Annotated in this window: 17 protein-coding genes; 16 read left to right on the forward strand and 1 reads right to left on the reverse strand. The window is 70.9% G+C overall.

Going from position 1 to position 18,307, the window contains the following annotated elements:
- Nucleotides 1-119: 119 nt before the first annotated feature.
- Nucleotides 120-1,088, reverse strand: a complete 969-nt coding sequence (galE, locus tag M2163_RS39045) for a UDP-glucose 4-epimerase GalE (protein ID WP_280896350.1) — start codon at nt 1,086-1,088, stop codon at nt 120-122.
- 277 nt (nt 1,089-1,365) lie between these two features.
- Here galE and M2163_RS39050 point away from each other — a divergent pair, with 277 nt between their 5' ends.
- From M2163_RS39050 to ispG, 16 genes are all read left to right on the forward strand, one after another.
- Complete coding sequence (locus M2163_RS39050; protein WP_280896351.1) at nt 1,366-3,174, forward strand: DUF5941 domain-containing protein; 1,809 nt, start codon at nt 1,366-1,368, stop codon at nt 3,172-3,174.
- Nucleotides 3,171-3,923, forward strand: coding sequence for a phosphocholine cytidylyltransferase family protein (locus M2163_RS39055; RefSeq protein WP_280848187.1), 753 nt, complete (start codon nt 3,171-3,173; stop codon nt 3,921-3,923). The genes M2163_RS39050 and M2163_RS39055 overlap by 4 nt, the downstream gene beginning before the upstream one ends.
- Nucleotides 3,911-4,972 (forward strand): iron-containing alcohol dehydrogenase family protein, encoded by a 1,062-nt coding sequence (locus M2163_RS39060; RefSeq protein WP_280848186.1) that lies wholly within the window; start codon nt 3,911-3,913, stop codon nt 4,970-4,972. Before M2163_RS39055 ends, M2163_RS39060 begins: the two co-directional genes overlap by 13 nt.
- A complete protein-coding gene (locus M2163_RS39065) occupies nt 4,950-5,729 on the forward strand; it encodes a CDP-alcohol phosphatidyltransferase family protein (RefSeq protein WP_280896352.1) in 780 nt (259 codons plus the stop codon). Before M2163_RS39060 ends, M2163_RS39065 begins: the two co-directional genes overlap by 23 nt.
- A gap of 8 nt (nt 5,730-5,737) precedes the next feature.
- Entirely contained in the window at nt 5,738-6,610 is an 873-nt protein-coding gene (locus M2163_RS39070; RefSeq protein WP_280848184.1) for a glycosyltransferase, read from the forward strand.
- 122 nt (nt 6,611-6,732) lie between these two features.
- The gene (locus M2163_RS39075) at nt 6,733-7,662 is read left to right on the forward strand and encodes an ABC transporter permease (protein WP_280848183.1); all 930 of its coding nucleotides are present in this window, start codon (nt 6,733-6,735) and stop codon (nt 7,660-7,662) included.
- Complete coding sequence (locus tag M2163_RS39080; RefSeq protein ID WP_280896353.1) at nt 7,655-8,434, forward strand: ABC transporter ATP-binding protein; 780 nt, start codon at nt 7,655-7,657, stop codon at nt 8,432-8,434. Before M2163_RS39075 ends, M2163_RS39080 begins: the two co-directional genes overlap by 8 nt.
- Nucleotides 8,435-8,821: 387 nt before the next feature.
- A complete protein-coding gene (hpnC, locus tag M2163_RS39085; protein WP_280896354.1) occupies nt 8,822-9,724 on the forward strand; it encodes a squalene synthase HpnC in 903 nt (300 codons plus the stop codon).
- On the forward strand, nt 9,721-10,671 hold the full coding sequence (gene hpnD, locus M2163_RS39090) for a presqualene diphosphate synthase HpnD (RefSeq protein WP_280848179.1): 951 nt from the start codon (nt 9,721-9,723) through the stop codon (nt 10,669-10,671). Before hpnC ends, hpnD begins: the two co-directional genes overlap by 4 nt.
- Nucleotides 10,671-10,820, forward strand: a complete 150-nt coding sequence (locus tag M2163_RS39095; protein WP_280848178.1) for a DUF6380 family protein — start codon at nt 10,671-10,673, stop codon at nt 10,818-10,820. Before hpnD ends, M2163_RS39095 begins: the two co-directional genes overlap by 1 nt.
- Nucleotides 10,817-12,211, forward strand: a complete 1,395-nt coding sequence (gene hpnE / locus M2163_RS39100; protein ID WP_280848177.1) for a hydroxysqualene dehydroxylase HpnE — start codon at nt 10,817-10,819, stop codon at nt 12,209-12,211. The genes M2163_RS39095 and hpnE overlap by 4 nt, the downstream gene beginning before the upstream one ends.
- Before the next feature lie 71 nt (nt 12,212-12,282).
- Nucleotides 12,283-13,347: a polyprenyl synthetase family protein gene (locus tag M2163_RS39105; RefSeq protein WP_280854034.1), complete on the forward strand. Its 1,065-nt coding sequence runs from the start codon at nt 12,283-12,285 to the stop codon at nt 13,345-13,347.
- Between the two features lie 121 nt (nt 13,348-13,468).
- Nucleotides 13,469-15,460: a squalene--hopene cyclase gene (gene shc / locus M2163_RS39110; protein WP_280848176.1), complete on the forward strand. Its 1,992-nt coding sequence runs from the start codon at nt 13,469-13,471 to the stop codon at nt 15,458-15,460.
- On the forward strand, nt 15,460-16,101 hold the full coding sequence (locus M2163_RS39115) for a 1-hydroxy-2-methyl-2-butenyl 4-diphosphate reductase (protein ID WP_280848175.1): 642 nt from the start codon (nt 15,460-15,462) through the stop codon (nt 16,099-16,101). The genes shc and M2163_RS39115 overlap by 1 nt, the downstream gene beginning before the upstream one ends.
- Nucleotides 16,102-16,106: 5 nt before the next feature.
- Nucleotides 16,107-17,129 (forward strand): adenosyl-hopene transferase HpnH, encoded by a 1,023-nt coding sequence (gene hpnH / locus M2163_RS39120; protein WP_280848174.1) that lies wholly within the window; start codon nt 16,107-16,109, stop codon nt 17,127-17,129.
- A gap of 4 nt (nt 17,130-17,133) precedes the next feature.
- Entirely contained in the window at nt 17,134-18,291 is a 1,158-nt protein-coding gene (gene ispG, locus M2163_RS39125; RefSeq protein ID WP_280896355.1) for a flavodoxin-dependent (E)-4-hydroxy-3-methylbut-2-enyl-diphosphate synthase, read from the forward strand.
- Nucleotides 18,292-18,307: the final 16 nt, after the last annotated feature.

Genomic DNA, 18,307 nt, shown 5'->3' on the forward strand with positions numbered 1-18,307 from the left:
GCCGGACAGCCCGCCCGGGATCACAGTGAACTACGGGCGGGGGGTATCCGGCAACGCGGCACTGAACACCGTTGTCATGTGCCCTGACCTGGGCAAACGATCCGCAGGTCAGGGCAGCCTCACTGGTGGTGCAGCTGCCATCCGCGCCAGGCGGACTCGATCATCTCGCGCACCCCTCGCCGTGCGCTCCAGCCGAGCGTCTCCGCGGCCAGGGCGGCCGAGGCCACCGACACGGGTGCGTCCCCGGGGCGCCGGGGCTCCACGACCGCGGGCCGTCGGTCTCCGGTCACCTCGCCGATCACCGTGACCATCTCGCGCACGGAGACGCCCTCGCCGCGACCGATGTTGACCGTCAGGTCGCCGCTCCCGCCGCCCTCGGACAGCCGCCGGGCCGCCGCGAGATGCGCCTCGGCGAGGTCGGACACATGGATGTAGTCCCGTACACAGGTGCCGTCCGGCGTCGGATAGTCGTCGCCGAAGATCCGCGGGGCCTCGCCGCGGGTGAGGCGGTCGAAGACCATGGGCACGATGTTGAAGACACCGGTGTCCGCGAGTTCGGGCGCCGCGGCCCCGGCGACGTTGAAGTACCGCAGGCAGACGGTGGAGATCCCGTGTGCCCGTCCGGCCGCCCGCACCAGCCACTCCCCGGCCAGCTTCGTCTCGCCGTAGGGGTTCACGGGGGCGCACGGCGTCTCCTCCGTGATCAGTCCCTCGGCGGGATTGCCGTAGACGGCCGCGGAGGAGGAGAAGAGGAAGCGTTCGACCCCGGCCTCGGCGACCGCCTCCAGGAGGGTCGCGAGACCGCCGACGTTCTCCTGGTAGTAGCGGGTGGGCTGGGCCACCGACTCGGCGACCTGCTTGCGCGCCGCGAGATGCACCACACCCGTCACCGCGTGCTCGGCCAGCACCCGCTTCAGCAGGCCGCCGTCCAGCGAGGAGCCGCGGACCAGCGGCACCTCGGCGGGCAGCCGCGCGGGCACCCCCGCCGAGAGGTCGTCCAGGACGAGCACGCGTTCCCCGGCCCCCGTCATGGCCCGCGCCACATGCGCCCCTATGTACCCGGCACCGCCGGTGATCAGCCACGTCATGGTCGTCCACCCTATGCCGACGCCCCCGGACCTCCGCGATGTCCCGGATGTCCGCTCTGCGGGGCGCGGTTTGTGGGCGGGGCCCCGGATCGCCCATGATGATCGCGGCAAAGGCCGGGGGAGACGCTGTTGATCGGTCCGTTAACGGGCGGTGAACGCCGCCTTCTTGGCATCCGATAGCCTCTGCCGACATGCCGCCCGCCTGGTCCAGCCAAGGGGCGCCCCCATCGTGCACATGACCGGCGCCCGCGCGTCGGCACCCAGGGAGTGAGTTCGGTTGTCGACCGCCATCCTCACCGGTCAGCCGGTCCCCGGTTCGTCGATCGAGGGTGATCTGCGGTCCCTCGGCTTCGACGTGCGGGTCGCCGCGGACGCCGCCGACGCCGAGCGGCTGGTCGCCGAAGCACCCTGCGACCAGCGCGTCGCCCTTGTCGACGCCCGGTTCGTCGGCCACGTGCACGCGCTGCGCCTCGGCCTCACCGACCCCCGCTTCTCCCTCGCCGCCGTGCCCGGCGCCGTCACCGCGCAGCCCGACGGCCGCACGACCCTGACCCGGGCGCTGGCCCGCGAGAACTCCGCAGGCGGCGGCACGGCGGTCGCCGTGGACAGCCTCCCCGACCGCATCGTCACCGCGCTGGCCGACGACGGCGCCGAGGTCCACCGCCCCGAGCTCGGCAGCCTGGTCGCCGCCGTCCCCGCCGACCCCCAGGCCCGCAACGAGGCACGGCAGGCCGTCGCGGACGTCGACGACGAGGCCGTACGTCTGAAGTCCGCCGTGAAGTCCCGCGACGGCTTCTTCACCACGCACTTCATCAGCCCCTACTCCCGCTACATCGCCCGCTGGTGCGCCCGCCGCGGACTGACCCCGAACCAGGTCACCACCGCGTCCCTGATCACCGCCCTGATCGCGGCGGCCTGCGCGGCCACCGGCACACGCGGCGGGTTCATCGCCGCCGGCGTGCTGCTCATCGCGTCCTTCGTCCTGGACTGCACCGACGGCCAGCTCGCCCGCTACTCCCTGCAGTACTCCACCCTCGGCGCCTGGCTCGACGCCACCTTCGACCGGGCCAAGGAGTACGCCTACTACGCCGGCCTCGCCCTGGGAGCGGCCCGCGGCGGCGACGACGTCTGGGCCCTGGCGCTCGGCGCGATGGTCCTCCAGACCTGCCGGCACGTCGTCGACTTCTCCTTCAACGAGGCGAACCACGACGCCACCGCCAACACCAGCCCCACGGCGGCCCTGTCGGACAAGCTCGACAGCGTCGGCTGGACGGTGTGGGTGCGACGGATGATCGTCCTGCCCATCGGGGAGCGCTGGGCGATGATCGCGGTGCTGACCGCGCTGACGACACCCCGGATCACCTTCTACGCCCTGCTCGTCGGGTGCGCCTTCGCGGCGACGTACACCACGGCGGGCCGGGTGCTGCGCTCGCTGACCCGCAAGGCACGGCGGACCGACCGGGCCGCGCGGGCGCTCGCGGACCTCGCGGACTCCGGCCCGCTCGCGCAGGGCGTCGCGGGCGCCCTCAAGGCTCCCGCCCGCCGCCTGCCCGGCTTCGCCGCCCCCGTACTGGCCCTGCTCGGCGGTCTCGTCCTCGTCGGCCTCACCTGGCAGCCCGGCTTCGGCGGCCCCCTCGCGGTGGCCGGCGCCGTGATCTACGCCGTCACCTCGGGTCTCGCCGTCGCGCGCCCCCTCAAGGGCGCCCTCGACTGGCTGGTCCCGCCCTTCTTCCGCGCCGCGGAGTACGGCACGGTCCTGCTGCTCGCGGCCGAAGCGGACGTGAACGGAGCGCTTCCCGCGGCTTTCGGCCTGGTGGCCGCCGTCGCCTACCATCACTACGACACGGTGTACCGCATTCGCGGCAACGCCGGAGCGCCCCCGGCCTGGCTGGTGCGCGCCGTCGGGGGGCACGAGGGACGGGTTCTGCTCGTCACCGTCCTGGCCGCACTGCTCACCGCTTCGCAGTTCACGGTCGCGCTCACGGTCCTGGCCGTGGCCGTGGCCCTGCTGGTGCTCGTCGAGAGCATCCGCTTCTGGGTGTCCGCAGGGGCGCCCGCCGTACACGACGAAGGAGAACCCGCATGATCGGCCTCGTGCTGGCGGCCGGCGCCGGACGCCGACTGCGCCCCTACACCGACAGCCTCCCCAAGGCTCTGGTGCCGGTGGGCCCCGCGGGCATAGAGGGCGAACCTACGGTCCTGGACCTCACCCTCGGCAACTTCGCCGAGATCGGCCTGACCGAGGTCGCGGTCATCGTCGGCTACCGCAAGGAGGCCGTGTACGAGCGCAAGGCGGCCCTGGAGGCGAAGTACGGCCTCAAGCTCACCCTCATCGACAACGACAAGGCCGAGGAGTGGAACAACGCCTACTCCCTGTGGTGCGGCCGTGACGCCCTCAAGGACGGCGTGATCCTCGCCAACGGCGACACCGTGCACCCGGTCTCCGTCGAGAAGACGCTGCTCGCCGCCCGCGGCGAGGGCAAGCGCGTCATCCTCGCCCTGGACACCGTGAAGAACCTCGCCGACGAGGAGATGAAGGTCGTCGTCGACCCCGAGCGGGGCATGACGAAGATCACCAAGCTGATGGACCCCGCCGAGGCCACCGGTGAGTACATCGGCGTCACCCTCATCGAGGGCGACGCCGCCCCCGAACTGGCCGACGCGCTGAAGACGGTCTGGGAGAGCGACCCGCAGCAGTTCTACGAGCACGGCTACCAGGAGCTCGTGAACCGCGGCTTCCGCATCGACGTCGCACCGATCGGCGACGTCCCGTGGGTGGAGATCGACAACCACGACGACCTCGCCCGTGGACGGGAGATCGCGTGCCGGTACTGACAAGGCTGATCCCCTCGCCGGTCGTCGTGGACATCCGCCCGGGTGCCCTCGACGACCTGGCCTGTGTGCTCGCCGACGAGCGCATCTCGCACTCCGGCAAGCTGGCCGTCGCGGTCAGCGGCGGCTCGGGCGCGAGGCTGCGCGAGCGGCTGGAGCCCTCCCTTCCCGGGGCCACCTGGTACGAGGTCGGCGGCGGCACCCTCGACGACGCCATCCGGCTGGCCGGCGACATGAAGGCCGGTCACTACGACGCGGTCGTCGGACTCGGCGGCGGCAAGATCATCGACTGCGCCAAGTTCGCCGCGGCACGCGTCGGCCTGCCCCTGGTCGCCGTACCGACCAACCTCGCGCACGACGGCCTGTGCTCGCCCGTGGCGACCCTCGACAACGACGCGGGCCGCGGCTCCTACGGCGTGCCCAACCCGATAGCGGCCGTCATCGACCTCGACGTCATCCGCGAGGCCCCGGTGCGCTTCGTGCGCGCGGGCATCGGTGACGCGGTCTCCAACATCAACGCGATCGCCGACTGGGAGCTGGCGAACCGCGTCAAGGGCGAGAAGATCGACGGACTCGCCGCCGCCATGGCCCGCCAGGCCGGCGAGGCCGTGCTGCGGCACCCGGGCGGCGTCGGCGACAACGACTTCCTCCAGGTGCTCGCCGAGGCCCTGGTCCTCACCGGCGTCGCGATGTCGATCTCCGGCGACTCACGGCCCGCGTCCGGCTCCTGCCACGAGATCAACCACGCGTTCGACCTGCTCTACCCCAAGCGTGCCGCCGCCCACGGCGAGCAGTGCGGCCTGGGCGCGGCCTTCGCGATGTACCTGCGCGGAGCCCACGAGGATGCGGCCTTCATGGCCGGGGTACTGCGCCGGCACGGACTTCCGGTGCTGCCGGAGGAGATCGGCTTCACGCCCGCGGAGTTCGTCCGCGCCGTGGAGTTCGCCCCGCAGACCCGTCCCGGCCGGTACACCATCCTCGAACACCTCGACCTCAAGACCGACCAGATCAAGGACATCTACACCGACTATGTCAAGGCCATCGGTAGCTGAACTCCGTCCGGTCGTCCACCCCGCTGGGGTCAAGGACCGGCGCAGCGGTGAGCACTGGATGGGACGCCTCTACATGCGTGAGGTGTCCCTGCGGGTGGACCGCTACCTGGTGAACACCAGGGTCACGCCCAACCAGCTCACGTACCTGATGACCGTCTTCGGCGTCCTCGCGGCCCCGGCACTGCTGGTGCCGGGGATCCCGGGCGCCGTGCTCGGCGTGGTGTGCGTCCAGATGTACCTGCTCCTGGACTGCGTCGACGGCGAGATCGCGCGCTGGAAGAAGCAGTACTCGCTCAACGGCGTCTACCTGGACCGCGTCGGCGCGTACCTGACCGACGCGGCCGTCCTGACCGGCTTCGGTCTGCGCGCCGCCGACCTGTTCGGCAGCGGCCGCATCGACTGGCTGTGGGCCTTCCTCGGCACGCTCGCCGCCCTCGGTGCGATCCTCATCAAGGCCGAGACCGACCTGGTGGGCGTCGCCCGGCACCAGGCAGGCAAGCCGCCGGTGCAGGAGTCGGCCGCCGAGATGCGCTCCTCCGGCATGGCGCTGGCCCGCAGGGCCGCCTCCCTGCTCAAGTTCCACCGGCTCATCCTCGGCATCGAGGCGTCGCTGCTGATCCTGGTCCTGGCGATCGCCGACCAGGTGCGTGGCGACCTGTTCTTCTCGCGGCTCGGGGTCGCGGTGCTCGCCGGTATCGCCCTGCTCCAGACCCTGCTGCACCTCGTGTCGATCCTCGCCTCCAGCAGGCTGAAGTGAGCCGCGGCATGAAGGTCGGCGCGGTCATCATCACCATGGGCAACCGCCCCGAGGAGCTGCGTGCCCTGCTCGACTCGGTCGCCAAGCAGGACGGCGACCCGGTCCAGGTGGTGGTCGTCGGCAACGGCTCGCCCGTCCCGGACGTCCCCGACGGCGTCCGCACCATCGAGCTGCCCGAGAACCTCGGCATCCCCGGCGGCCGCAACGTCGGCATCGAGGCCTTCGGCCCCAGCGGTCGCGATGTCGACATATTGCTCTTCCTGGACGACGACGGTCTCCTGCCGAACCACGACACCGCCGAACTGTGCCGCCAGGCCTTCGCGGACGACCCCAGGCTCGGCATCGTCAGCTTCCGCATCGCCGACCCCGACACCGGCGTCACCCAGCGCCGGCACGTCCCGCGGCTGCGGGCCGCCGACCCGATGCGCTCGTCCCGGGTCACCACCTTCCTCGGCGGCGCCAACGCCGTACGCACCCAGGTCTTCGCCGAGGTCGGCGGCCTCCCGGACGAGTTCTTCTACGCCCACGAGGAAACCGATCTGGCATGGCGGGCCCTCGACGCGGGCTGGATGATCGACTACCGGTCCGACATGGTGCTGTACCACCCGACGACCGCGCCCTCGCGGCACGCGGTCTACCACCGCATGGTCGCGCGCAACCGCGTCTGGCTGGCCCGCCGCAACCTGCCCGCGCTCCTCGTCCCGGTCTACCTGGGTGTCTGGATGCTGCTGACGCTCGTGCGCCGCCCCTCGCGGCCCGCGCTCAAGGCCTGGTTCGGCGGCTTCCGGGAGGGCTGGAGCACGCCCTGCGGTCCGCGCCGGCCGATGAAGTGGCGTACCGTCTGGCGCCTGACCCGACTGGGCCGGCCCCCGGTCATCTGACAAGCTCGTTGCTGCGAGTGGCGGCCGCACCCCGGCCCACGCTCGTGCCCTGCCCGACCAGGCCGCGCATTCCGGACGGCCCCGGGCATCCCGAAGCATCCGAAGAGGAAAGCTATCCATCAGTGAGTGAGACAACGCACGACGGCACGGTCGCGCTGAGCGCGCCCGCGTCGCCCGACGAGGGCCTCACGGCGGCGCAGCTCGCCGGCCGCTACGGCCTGACCGTGAGCGGTGCCAGGCCCTCGCTCGCCGAGTACGTCCGCCAGCTCTGGGACCGGCGCCACTTCATCCTCGCGTTCTCGCGGGCGAAGCTGACCGCCCAGTACAGCCAGGCCAAGCTCGGCCAGCTGTGGCAGGTGGCGACCCCGCTGCTGAACGCGGCCGTGTACTTCTTCATCTTCGGTGTCATCCTGAACGCCAGCCGGGGCATGCCGAAGGACGTGTACATCCCGTTCCTGGTCACGGGTGTCTTCGTGTTCACCTTCACGCAGAGCTCCGTGATGGCGGGCGTGCGCGCCATCTCCGGCAACCTCGGCCTGGTCCGCGCGCTGCACTTCCCGCGCGCCTCCCTGCCGATCTCCTTCGCGCTCCAGCAGCTCCAGCAGCTGCTGTTCTCGATGGTCGTGCTGTTCGCCGTGGCGATCGGCTTCGGCCACTACCCGGACCTGTCCTGGGCGCTGATCGTCCCGGTGCTGATCCTGCAGTTCCTCTTCAACACCGGCCTGGCGCTGATCATGGCCCGCGCGGGCGCCAAGACCCCCGACCTGGCACAGCTCATGCCGTTCGTGATGCGTACCTGGATGTACGCGTCCGGTGTGATGTTCTCGATCCCGATCATGCTGGCCGACAAGCCGCAGTGGCTCGCCACGGTCCTGCAGTGGAACCCGGCGGCCATCTACATGGACCTCATGCGCTTCGCCCTGCTCGACGACTACGGCGCCGAGAACCTGCCCGACCACGTCTGGGCGGCCGCGGGCGGCTGGGCCGCGCTCTTCGCGGTCGGCGGCTTCGTGTACTTCTGGAAGGCGGAGGAAAGGTACGGCCGTGGCTGAGGACACCAGGGACGAGCGCACCCCCACCGTCATCGCGGACGAGCTGCACATCGTCTACCGCGTCAACGGCGCCAAGACCGGCAAGGGCAGCGCGACCGCCGCGCTGAGCCGCATCCTCAAGCGCGGCGAGGAGCGGGGGGTGCGCAAGGTGCACGCCGTCAAGGGCGTCTCCTTCGTCGCCTACAAGGGTGAGGCCGTCGGCCTGATCGGCTCCAACGGCTCGGGCAAGTCGACCCTCCTGCGGGCCATCGCCGGTCTGCTGCCGGCGGAGAGCGGCCGCGTCTACACCCACGGCCAGCCCTCGCTGCTCGGTGTCAACGCGGCGCTCATGAACGACCTCACCGGCGAGCGCAACGTCATATTGGGCGGTCTGGCCATGGGCATGTCCCGGGAGCAGATCAAGGAGCGCTACCAGGAGATCGTCGACTTCTCCGGGATCAACGAGAAGGGCGACTTCATCACCCTTCCGATGCGCACCTATTCCTCGGGCATGGCGGCGCGGCTGCGCTTCTCCATCGCCGCCGCCAAGGACCACGACGTCCTGATGATCGACGAGGCCCTGGCCACCGGAGACCGCAAGTTCCAGAAGCGCTCCGAGGAGCGCATCCGGGAACTGCGCAAGGAGGCCGGCACGGTGTTTCTCGTCAGTCACAACAACAAGTCGATCCGTGACACCTGCAACCGCGTGCTGTGGCTGGAGCGCGGCGAGCTGCGCATGGACGGCCCGACCGACGAGGTCATCAAGGAGTACGAGAAGTTCACGGGCAAGTAGTCCACCCCGCCCCGGACGAAAAACACCGCTTGGCTCCACCGGGCCCCGCCGGAACTGTTCCGGCGGGGCCACACGTCTGCAAAGGAAGCGTCAACTTCGGCGCCTCTTAGGAATCTTGGGGCCAATCGGTGTGTTGTTGTGATGTGCAGGACACCCCGACGATCCTTGCCGCGTTGTACAACGTAAGCTGTACCGGTGCCCAATCGCGGCAAGTAGGGCGATAATGCGCGACACCCGATCACGGGGACGCCGCGCGGACGGCTGGGCGGCGTGTCCGAAATAGTGCGTATTGGGTCCGCGGTGTAGAACGGGAGATGTGACGGCGATGGCTACGGAAACTCCCCAGCTCAACGCAGCACGTGCCGTCCCCGCCGCAGGCAGGCGGCGATGACCGAGACCGGCACGACGCGCCCCGGCACAACGGAGCGCGGAACGCTCGACAAGGCCGCGGCGGAGAACTTCCCCGTGGCTCCGTTCTTCCTGCCCAAGGACTGGCGCACCGACCTCATGGCGGTCTACGGCTTCGCGCGCCTCGTCGACGACATCGGCGACGGCGACCTGGCCCCCGGCGGCGCCGACGCCCGGCTGCTCGGCGTGTCGCCCGAGGAGGCCGAGGACCGGCTCGTCCTGCTGGACGCCTTCGAGGCCGACCTGCACCGCGTCTTCTCCGGAGAACCCCGCCACCCGCTGCTGCGCCGCCTGCGGCCCACGGTCCGGCGGCGCTCCCTCACCCCCGAGCCCTTCCTCGGCCTGATCGCCGCCAACCGCCAGGACCAGCTCGTCACCCGCTACGAGACCTACGACGACCTGCTCGCCTACTGCGAGCTGTCGGCCAACCCCGTCGGCCGTCTGGTGCTCGCCGTCACCGGCACCTCGACCCCCGAGCGGGTGCGCCTGTCGGACGCGATCTGCACGGCCCTCCAGGTCGTCGAACACCTCCAGGACGTCGCCGAGGACCTCGGCCGCGACCGGATCTATCTGCCCGCCGTGGACATGAAGCGCTTTCACGTCCAGGAGGCGGACCTCGCCATGAAAACCGCGAGCGCGTCGGTGCGCGCTCTGGTTGCATACGAGGCGCAACGCGCCCGCGAACTCCTGAATGAAGGCGCCCCCCTGGTGGGTAGCGTCCACGGCAGACTGAAGCTGCTGCTCGCAGGGTTCGTGGCGGGGGGAAGGGCGGCGCTCCGCGCGATCGCCGCCGCCGAACACGACGTACTTCCCGGCCCGCCCAAGCCCGGCAAGCTCCAGCTGCTGCGCGAGGTGGGCGTCACTCTGCGAGGAGAGGGGTGATCCGGACCGTGGAGTCACCATCGCACGTGTCCGCACCGGTACTCGCCGCCTACAGCTACTGCGAGGCAGTGACCGGACAGCAGGCGCGCAACTTCGCGTACGGCATCAGGCTGCTGCCGACGTCCAAGCGGCGTGCGATGTCGGCGCTCTACGCGTTCTCACGGCGCGTCGACGACATCGGGGACGGCGCCCTGGCGGACGGTGTCAAGGCCGCGAGACTCGAGGAGACCCGGGCGATGCTGACCCGGGTGCGGGAGGGCTCGGTCGACGAGGACGACACCGATCCGGTGGCCGTCGCCCTCGCCCACGCCGCCGAGACCTTCCCGATCCCGCTGGGCGGCCTGGACGAGCTCATCGACGGCGTCCTGATGGACGTACGCGGCGAGACCTACGAGACCTGGGACGACCTGAAGGTGTACTGCCGCTGTGTGGCGGGCGCCATCGGGCGGCTCTCGCTCGGCGTCTTCGGTACCGAACCAGGGGCGCGCGCCGCCGAACGCGCGCCGGAGTATGCCGACACGCTCGGCCTTGCGCTCCAGCTCACCAACATCCTCAGAGACATCCGTGAGGACGCCGAGGGCGGGCGCGTCTATCTCCCCGCCGACGACCTCGCGAAGTTCGGCTGCTCGGCCGGCTTCAAGGGGCCGAAACCACCGGAGGGCGCCGACTTCGCGGGCCTCGTGCACTTCGAAGTGCGACGGGCCCGCGCCCTTTTCGCCGAGGGCTACCGGCTGCTCCCCATGCTCGACCGGCGCAGCGGCGCCTGTGTCGCCGCCATGGCCGGCATCTACCGCCGCCTGCTCGACCGCATCGAGCGCGACCCCGAGGCGGTGCTGCGCGGCCGGGTCTCGCTGCCCGGGCGCGAGAAGGCGTACGTCGCCGTGCGCGGCCTGTCCGGCCTGGACACCCGGCATGTGACACGGCGGACCGTCAGGAGGCGCGCCTGATGGACCCTGTGGACAATTCGGTCCAAGGTGATGCGGCCGGAGAAGAACGGCACGCAACCCTCCGCTCAAGGACGGCGTCCCTGACTGCAACGGCCGGACGTGCACCGCTCCAGCACCACGGCGTCCGGGCAGGGGAGGGTGTGCGATGACCGACGGGCAGCGGTCCGGACGCGACGCCGTCGTGATCGGCGGAGGGCTCGCCGGCATCACCACCGCGCTCGCGCTCGCCGACGCCGGGGTCCGCGTCACCCTGCTCGAAGGCAGGCCACGCCTGGGCGGGCTCGCCTTCTCCTTCCAGCGCGGCGAACTGACCGTCGACAACGGACAGCACGTCTACCTGCGCTGCTGCACCGCCTACCGCTGGTTCCTCGACCGCATCGAGGGGACGGCGCTGGCGCCGCTGCAGGATCGTCTCGACGTGCCCGTGCTCGACCTGGCCCGGCCGGAGGGCCGACGGCTCGGCAGGCTGCGGCGCGACGCGCTGCCGGTGCCCCTGCACCTGGGACGCAGCCTCGCGACCTATCCGCACCTCTCGCTCGCCGAGCGGGCCGGGGTGGGGCGTGCCGCGCTCGCGCTCAAGGGGCTCGACCTCGCCGATCCGAACCTGGACGCACAGGACTTCGGCAGCTGGCTGACCGCGCACGGTCAGTCGGCGCGTGCCGTGGAGGCCCTGTGGGACCTGGTCGGGGTCGCCACTCTCAACGCGGTCGCGGGCGACGCCTCGCTGGGGCTCGCCGCGATGGTGTTCAAGACCGGTCTGCTGTCCGACCCGGGCGCCGCCGACATCGGCTGGGCCCACGTACCGCTGGGTGAACTGCACGACCGGCTGGCCCGCAAGGCGCTCGACTCCGCGGGCGTGCGTACCGAGGTCCGTACACGCGTCACCTCCATCTCCACTGACGAGAACGGCACTTGGAGCGTCGAGGTTCCCGGGGAGACGCTCCGGGCCGACGCCGTGGTGCTCGCCGTGGCCCAGGGCGAGGCGGCTGACCTGCTGCCGGAGGGTGCTTTGGACGCCCCCGAAAATCTTCGGGAGATCGGCACCGCGCCGATCCTCAACGTCCATGTCGTCTACGACCGCAAGGTCCTCGACAAGCCGTTCTTCGCCGCCCTCGGCACCCCCGTGCAGTGGGTCTTCGACCGCACCGACGCCTCCGGGCTGCGCGAGGGCCAGTACCTCGCCCTGTCCCAGTCGGCCGCGCACGAGGAGATCGACGAGCCGGTGGCCGTACTGCGCGAGCGCTACCTTCCCGAGCTGGAGCGGCTGCTGCCGCTCGCCCGCGGCGCCGAGGTGAAGGACTTCTTCGTGACCCGGGAGCGCACGGCGACCTTCGCTCCCACCCCCGGTGTCGGACGGCTGCGGCCCGGCGCCCGTACCAAAGCCCCCGGCCTCTACCTGGCCGGCGCGTGGACCGCCACAGGGTGGCCCGCGACCATGGAGAGTGCGGTCCGCAGCGGTGTGAGTGCGGCGGACGCCGCCCTCGCCGCCCTGGGCCGGCCTCGCCCCGCCCGTCTCTTCGACTTCGAGGAGGCCGCGTGATGCTCGACCAGCACGGCGTATCCGGCCCCAGCACCTCCGGTACCGCAACAAGAGGAGAGACTGTGCCCACTGTGCCCCCGGCCGAGACGGCCGCTGCGAGGTCCGCGGTGGACGTGACCGCGCTCCTGGAGCGCGGCCGGACCCTGGCCACTCCGGTGCTGAAGGCGGCCGTCGACCGCCTCGCCTCCCCGATGGACACCGTTTCCGCCTATCACTTCGGCTGGATCGACGCCCAGGGCAACCCGGCGGACGGCGACGGCGGCAAGGCCGTGCGCCCCGCCCTCGCCGTCCTGTCGGCCGAGGTCACCGGTGCCGCGCCCGAGACCGGCGTCCCCGGCGCGGTCGCCGTCGAACTGGTCCACAACTTCTCCCTGCTGCACGACGACCTGATGGACGGCGACGAGCAGCGCCGCCACCGCGACACGGTGTGGAAGGTGCACGGCCCCGCCCAGGCCATTCTGGTCGGCGACGCCCTGTTCGCCCTGGCCAACGAGGTCCTCCTGGAACTCGGTACCGTCGAGGCCGGCCGCGCCACCCGCCGGCTGACCACCGCAACCCGCGCCCTGATCGACGGCCAGGCCCAGGACATCTCCTACGAGCACCGCGACCGCGTCAGCGTCGAGGAGTGCCTGGAGATGGAGGGCAACAAGACCGGCGCGCTGCTCGCCTGCGCCTCCTCCATCGGCGCCGTGCTCGGCGGAGCGGACGACCGCACCGCCGACACCCTGGAGAAGTACGGCTATCACCTGGGCCTCGCCTTCCAGGCCGTCGACGACCTCCTCGGCATCTGGGGCGACCCGGTCTCCACCGGCAAGCAGACCTGGAGCGACCTGCGCCAGCGCAAGAAGTCCCTGCCGGTCGTGGCCGCGCTCGCGGCGGGCGGTGCCGCCTCCGAGCGGCTCGGCGAGATCCTCGCCGCCGACGCCAAGAGCAGCGACTTCGAGAACTTCTCCGAGGAGGAGTTCGCGGCCCGCGCCGCCCTCATCGAGGAGGCGGGCGGCCGCGAGTGGACGGCCGCGGAGGCCCGACGTCAGCACACCATCGCCATCGAAGCCCTGGACGCCGTGGACATGCCCGAGCGGGTGCGGGCGCAGTTCACGGCGCTCGCGGACTTCGTCGTCGTACGAAAGAGATGATCACTATCGGTCGAATAGCCCTCGCGTAGTCGCCGGCCGGTGCTGCGAGGAAAGGAAAGGCACCGGCCGACGGCGGACCCACAGCAGAGCACCACATTGCACACTGCACGAAGGGGAAGCCATGACAGCGACGACCGACGGAAGCACCGGGGCCCTGCCGCCCCGCGCTGCCGCGGCCAGCGAAATCCACCTCGAGACCCCCGTGGCGGCCGGGATACAAGAAGCCGCCCTGCGTGCCGTCCAGCGCGCCACCGACCACCTGCTCGCCCGGCAGGACGCCGAGGGCTGGTGGAAGGGCGACCTGGAGACCAACGTCACGATGGACGCCGAGGACCTGCTGCTGCGTCAGTTCCTCGGTATCCGCGACGAGTCGACCACCCGGGCCGCGGCCAAGTTCATCCGCGGTGAGCAGCGCGAGGACGGCACCTGGGCCAGCTTCTACGGCGGCCCCGGTGAACTCTCCACCACCGTCGAGGCGTACGTCGCCCTCCGTCTGGACGGCGACGCGCCGGACGCCCCGCACATGGCGAAGGCCTCCGCCTGGATCCGCGCCCAGGGCGGGATCGCCGCCGCCCGCGTCTTCACCCGGATCTGGCTCGCCCTGTTCGGCTGGTGGAAGTGGGAGGACCTGCCCGAACTCCCGCCCGAGCTCATCTACTTCCCCAAGTGGGTCCCGCTCAACATCTACGACTTCGGCTGCTGGGCCCGCCAGACGATCGTCCCGCTGACGATCGTCTCCGCGAAGCGCCCGGTGCGGCCGGCACCCTTCCCGCTCGACGAACTGCACACCGACCCGGCCGACCCGAACCCGGCCAGACCCCTCGCGCCGGTGGCGAGTTGGGACGGTGCCTTCCAGCGCCTCGACAAGGCGCTGCACCAGCTGCGCAAGGTCGCCCCGCGCAGACTGCGCAGAGCCGCCATGAACAGCGCGGCCCGCTGGATCATCGAGCGGCAGGAGAACGACGGTTGCTGGGGCGGCATCCAGCCCCCGGCCGTGTACTCGGTGATCGCCCTGCACCTGCTCGGCTACGACCTCCAGCACCCGGTCATGCGGGCCGGTCTGGAGTCGCTTGACCGGTTCGCCATCTGGCGCGAGGACGGGGCCCGGATGATCGAGGCCTGCCAGTCGCCGGTCTGGGACACCTGCCTCGCCACCATCGCGCTCTTCGACGCCGGAGTGCCCGCCGATCATCCGCAGCTCGTCAAGGCCGCGGACTGGATGCTCGGCGAGGAGATCGTGCGGCCTGGCGACTGGGCCGTCAAACGCCCCCAACTCCCGCCCGGCGGCTGGGCGTTCGAGTTCCACAACGACAACTACCCCGACATCGACGACACCGCCGAGGTCGTCCTCGCACTGCGCCGGGTCAAGCACCACGACCCCGAGCGGGTGGAGAGGGCCATCGGGCGCGGGGTGCGCTGGAACCTCGGGATGCAGTCGAAGAACGGCGCCTGGGGCGCCTTCGACGTCGACAACACCAGCCCGTTCCCCAACCGGTTGCCGTTCTGCGACTTCGGCGAGGTCATCGACCCGCCGTCCGCCGACGTCACCGCCCACGTGGTGGAGATGCTGGCCGTCGAGGGCCTGTCCCACGACCCGCGCACCCGGCGCGGCATCGAGTGGCTGCTCGCCGAACAGGAGCCGGACGGCTCGTGGTTCGGACGCTGGGGCGTCAACTACATCTACGGCACCGGCTCGGTGGTGCCCGCGCTGACGGCCGCCGGACTGCCCGCCTCGCACCCGGCGATCCGGCGGGCGGTGGCCTGGCTGGAGAAGGTCCAGAACGACGACGGCGGCTGGGGCGAGGACCTGCGCTCCTACAAGTACGTCAAGGAGTGGAGCGGCCGCGGCGCCTCCACCGCCTCCCAGACGGCCTGGGCGCTGATGGCGCTGCTGGCCGCGGGGGAGAGGGACTCCAAGGCCGTCGAGCGCGGCATCGCCTGGCTCGCGAGCACCCAGCGCGAGGACGGCTCCTGGGACGAGCCCTACTTCACCGGCACCGGCTTCCCCTGGGACTTCTCCATCAACTACCACCTCTACCGGCAGGTCTTCCCGCTCACCGCGCTCGGCCGCTACGTCCACGGAGAACCGTTCTCCCGGACCGAGGCCCTCTGATGAGCACGCGGCCCGCCTCCGCCCCGCTGCTGATCGCCTGCGCCCTCGGCATCGAGCACCTCGCCCTGCGCACCGGCGAGCGCGGCGGGGCCGGCGGGCCCGTCACCCTGCTCAGGACCGGCATGGGCCCCAGGGCGGCGCAGCGGTCCGTCACCCGGCGCCTGGCCGACCCGGCCCTCGCCGGGGCCGCCGTACTGGCCACCGGGTTCTGCGCGGGGCTCGCCCCTGGGATGCACCCCGGCGACCTGGTCGTCGCCGAGGAGACCCGCGATCCGGACGGAACCGTTCCGTGCGCGGAGACCGACCTGCTCGTCAAGGAGCTGGTACGGGCCGTGCCGGGACGCACCGTGCACACCGGACCCCTCACCGGCTCCGATCACGTCGTCCGCGGTCCCGAGCGGTCGGAGCTGCTCGCGACCGGCGCGATCGCGGTCGACATGGAGTCCGCGGCCACGCTCCTGAGCGCCGTGCGCGCGGGCGAGCGCCCCGTTGCGGCCGTCCGGGTGGTCGTGGACGCTCCACAACATGAACTCGTCCGGATCGGCACGGTACGCGGTGGAATATCAGCCTTCCGCGTCCTTCGTTCCGTCCTTCCCGCTTTCTATGAATGGCACCGTTCCTTGCTGCTCCCCAGGAGGTGAGCCAGATGGCCATGCCGCTGCGCCAGTCCATCAAGGTCGCTACATACTTGGCCGAACAGAAGCTCCGCAAGCGGGACAAGTTCCCGTTGATCGTGGAGCTGGAGCCCCTCTTCGCGTGCAACCTCAAGTGCGAGGGCTGCGGCAAGATCCAGCATCCGGCGGGGGTGCTCAAGCAGCGCATGCCGGTGGCGCAGGCCGTCGGGGCGGTCCTCGAGTCCGGTGCGCCGATGGTGTCCATCGCCGGCGGTGAGCCGCTGATGCACCCTCAGATCGACGAGATCGTGCGGCAGTTGGTGGCGAAGAAGAAATACGTCTTCCTCTGCACCAACGCCATGCTGCTGCGCAAGAAGATGGACAAGTTCACGCCCTCGCCCTATTTCGCCTTCGCCGTGCACATCGACGGGCTGCGCGAGCGGCACGACGAGTCCGTTGCCAAGGAGGGCGTGTTCGACGAGGCCGTGGAGGCGATCAAGGAGGCCAAGCGGCGTGGCTTCCGGGTCACCACCAACTCGACCTTCTTCAACACCGACACCCCGCAGACCATCATCGAGGTGCTCAACTTCCTCAACGACGACCTCCAGGTCGACGAGATGATGATCTCCCCCGCCTACGCCTACGAGAAGGCACCCGACCAGGAGCACTTCCTGGGCGTGGAGCAGACCCGCGAGCTGTTCAAGAAGGCCTTCGCGGGCGGCAACCGGCGCAAGTGGCGGCTCAACCACTCCCCGCTCTTCCTGGACTTCCTGGAGGGCAAGGTCGACTTCCCGTGCACGGCCTGGGCGATCCCGAACTACTCCCTGTTCGGCTGGCAGCGTCCCTGCTACCTGATGAGCGACGGGTACGTGCCGACGTACCGCGAACTCATCGAGGAGACCGACTGGGACAAGTACGGCCGCGGCAAGGACCCGCGCTGCGCCAACTGCATGGCGCACTGCGGCTACGAGCCCACCGCCGTCCTCGCCACCATGGGCTCGCTGAAGGAGTCCCTGCGGGCCATGCGCGAGACCGTCAGCGGAAACCGCGAGTAGCGCCATGACCGCCATTCCCTTGGGCGTCCCCGAGGTACCGGTCCGGCCGATCGCCGAGCGGCGCGTGTCGCGGCAGATCATGGTCGGGCCGGTGGCGGTCGGGGGCGGGGCCCCGGTGTCGGTGCAGTCGATGACGACGACCCGTACGTCCGACATCGGCGCCACCCTCCAGCAGATCGCCGAGCTCACCGCGTCCGGCTGCCAGATCGTGCGGGTCGCCTGTCCCACGCAGGACGACGCGGACGCGCTCGCGACCATCGCGCGCAAGTCGCAGATCCCGGTGATCGCGGACATCCACTTCCAGCCCAAGTACGTGTTCGCGGCCATCGAGGCCGGCTGTGCGGCCGTCCGCGTGAACCCGGGCAACATCAAGCAGTTCGACGACAAGGTCAAGGAGATCGCGAAGGCCGCGCGCGACCACGGCACGCCGATCCGCATCGGGGTCAACGCGGGCTCGCTGGACCGCCGTCTGCTCCAGAAGTACGGCAGGGCGACTCCGGAGGCGCTCGTCGAGTCGGCCCTGTGGGAGGCGTCGCTGTTCGAGGAGCACGGGTTCCGGGACATCAAGATCTCCGTCAAGCACAACGACCCCGTGGTGATGGTGGCCGCCTACCAGCAGCTCGCCGAGCAGTGCGACTACCCGCTGCACCTGGGGGTCACGGAGGCCGGTCCCGCCTTCCAGGGGACGATCAAGTCGGCGGTGGCCTTCGGGGCACTCCTGTCCAGGGGGATCGGCGACACCATCCGGGTGTCCCTGTCCGCTCCGCCCGCCGAGGAGGTCAAGGTCGGCATCCAGATCCTGGAGTCCCTCGGGCTCAGGCAGCGGCGCCTGGAGATCGTGTCGTGTCCGTCCTGCGGACGGGCCCAAGTCGACGTCTACAAGCTGGCCGACGAGGTCACGGCGGGCCTGGAGGGCATGGAAGTGCCCCTGCGGGTCGCGGTGATGGGGTGTGTGGTCAACGGTCCCGGCGAGGCGCGGGAGGCGGACCTGGGGGTCGCCTCCGGCAACGGCAAGGGGCAGATCTTCGTCAGGGGCGAGGTCGTCAAGACCGTCCCGGAGTCGAAGATCGTGGAGACCCTCATCGAGGAGGCGATGAAGATCGCCGAACAGATGGAGCAGGACGGCGTCGCGTCGGGGGAGCCGGCCGTCACCGTGAGTTGAACAGCACGGACCGAAG

It is taken from the genome of Streptomyces sp. SAI-135 (assembly GCF_029893805.1).
Taxonomy (GTDB): Bacteria; Actinomycetota; Actinomycetes; order Streptomycetales; family Streptomycetaceae; genus Streptomyces.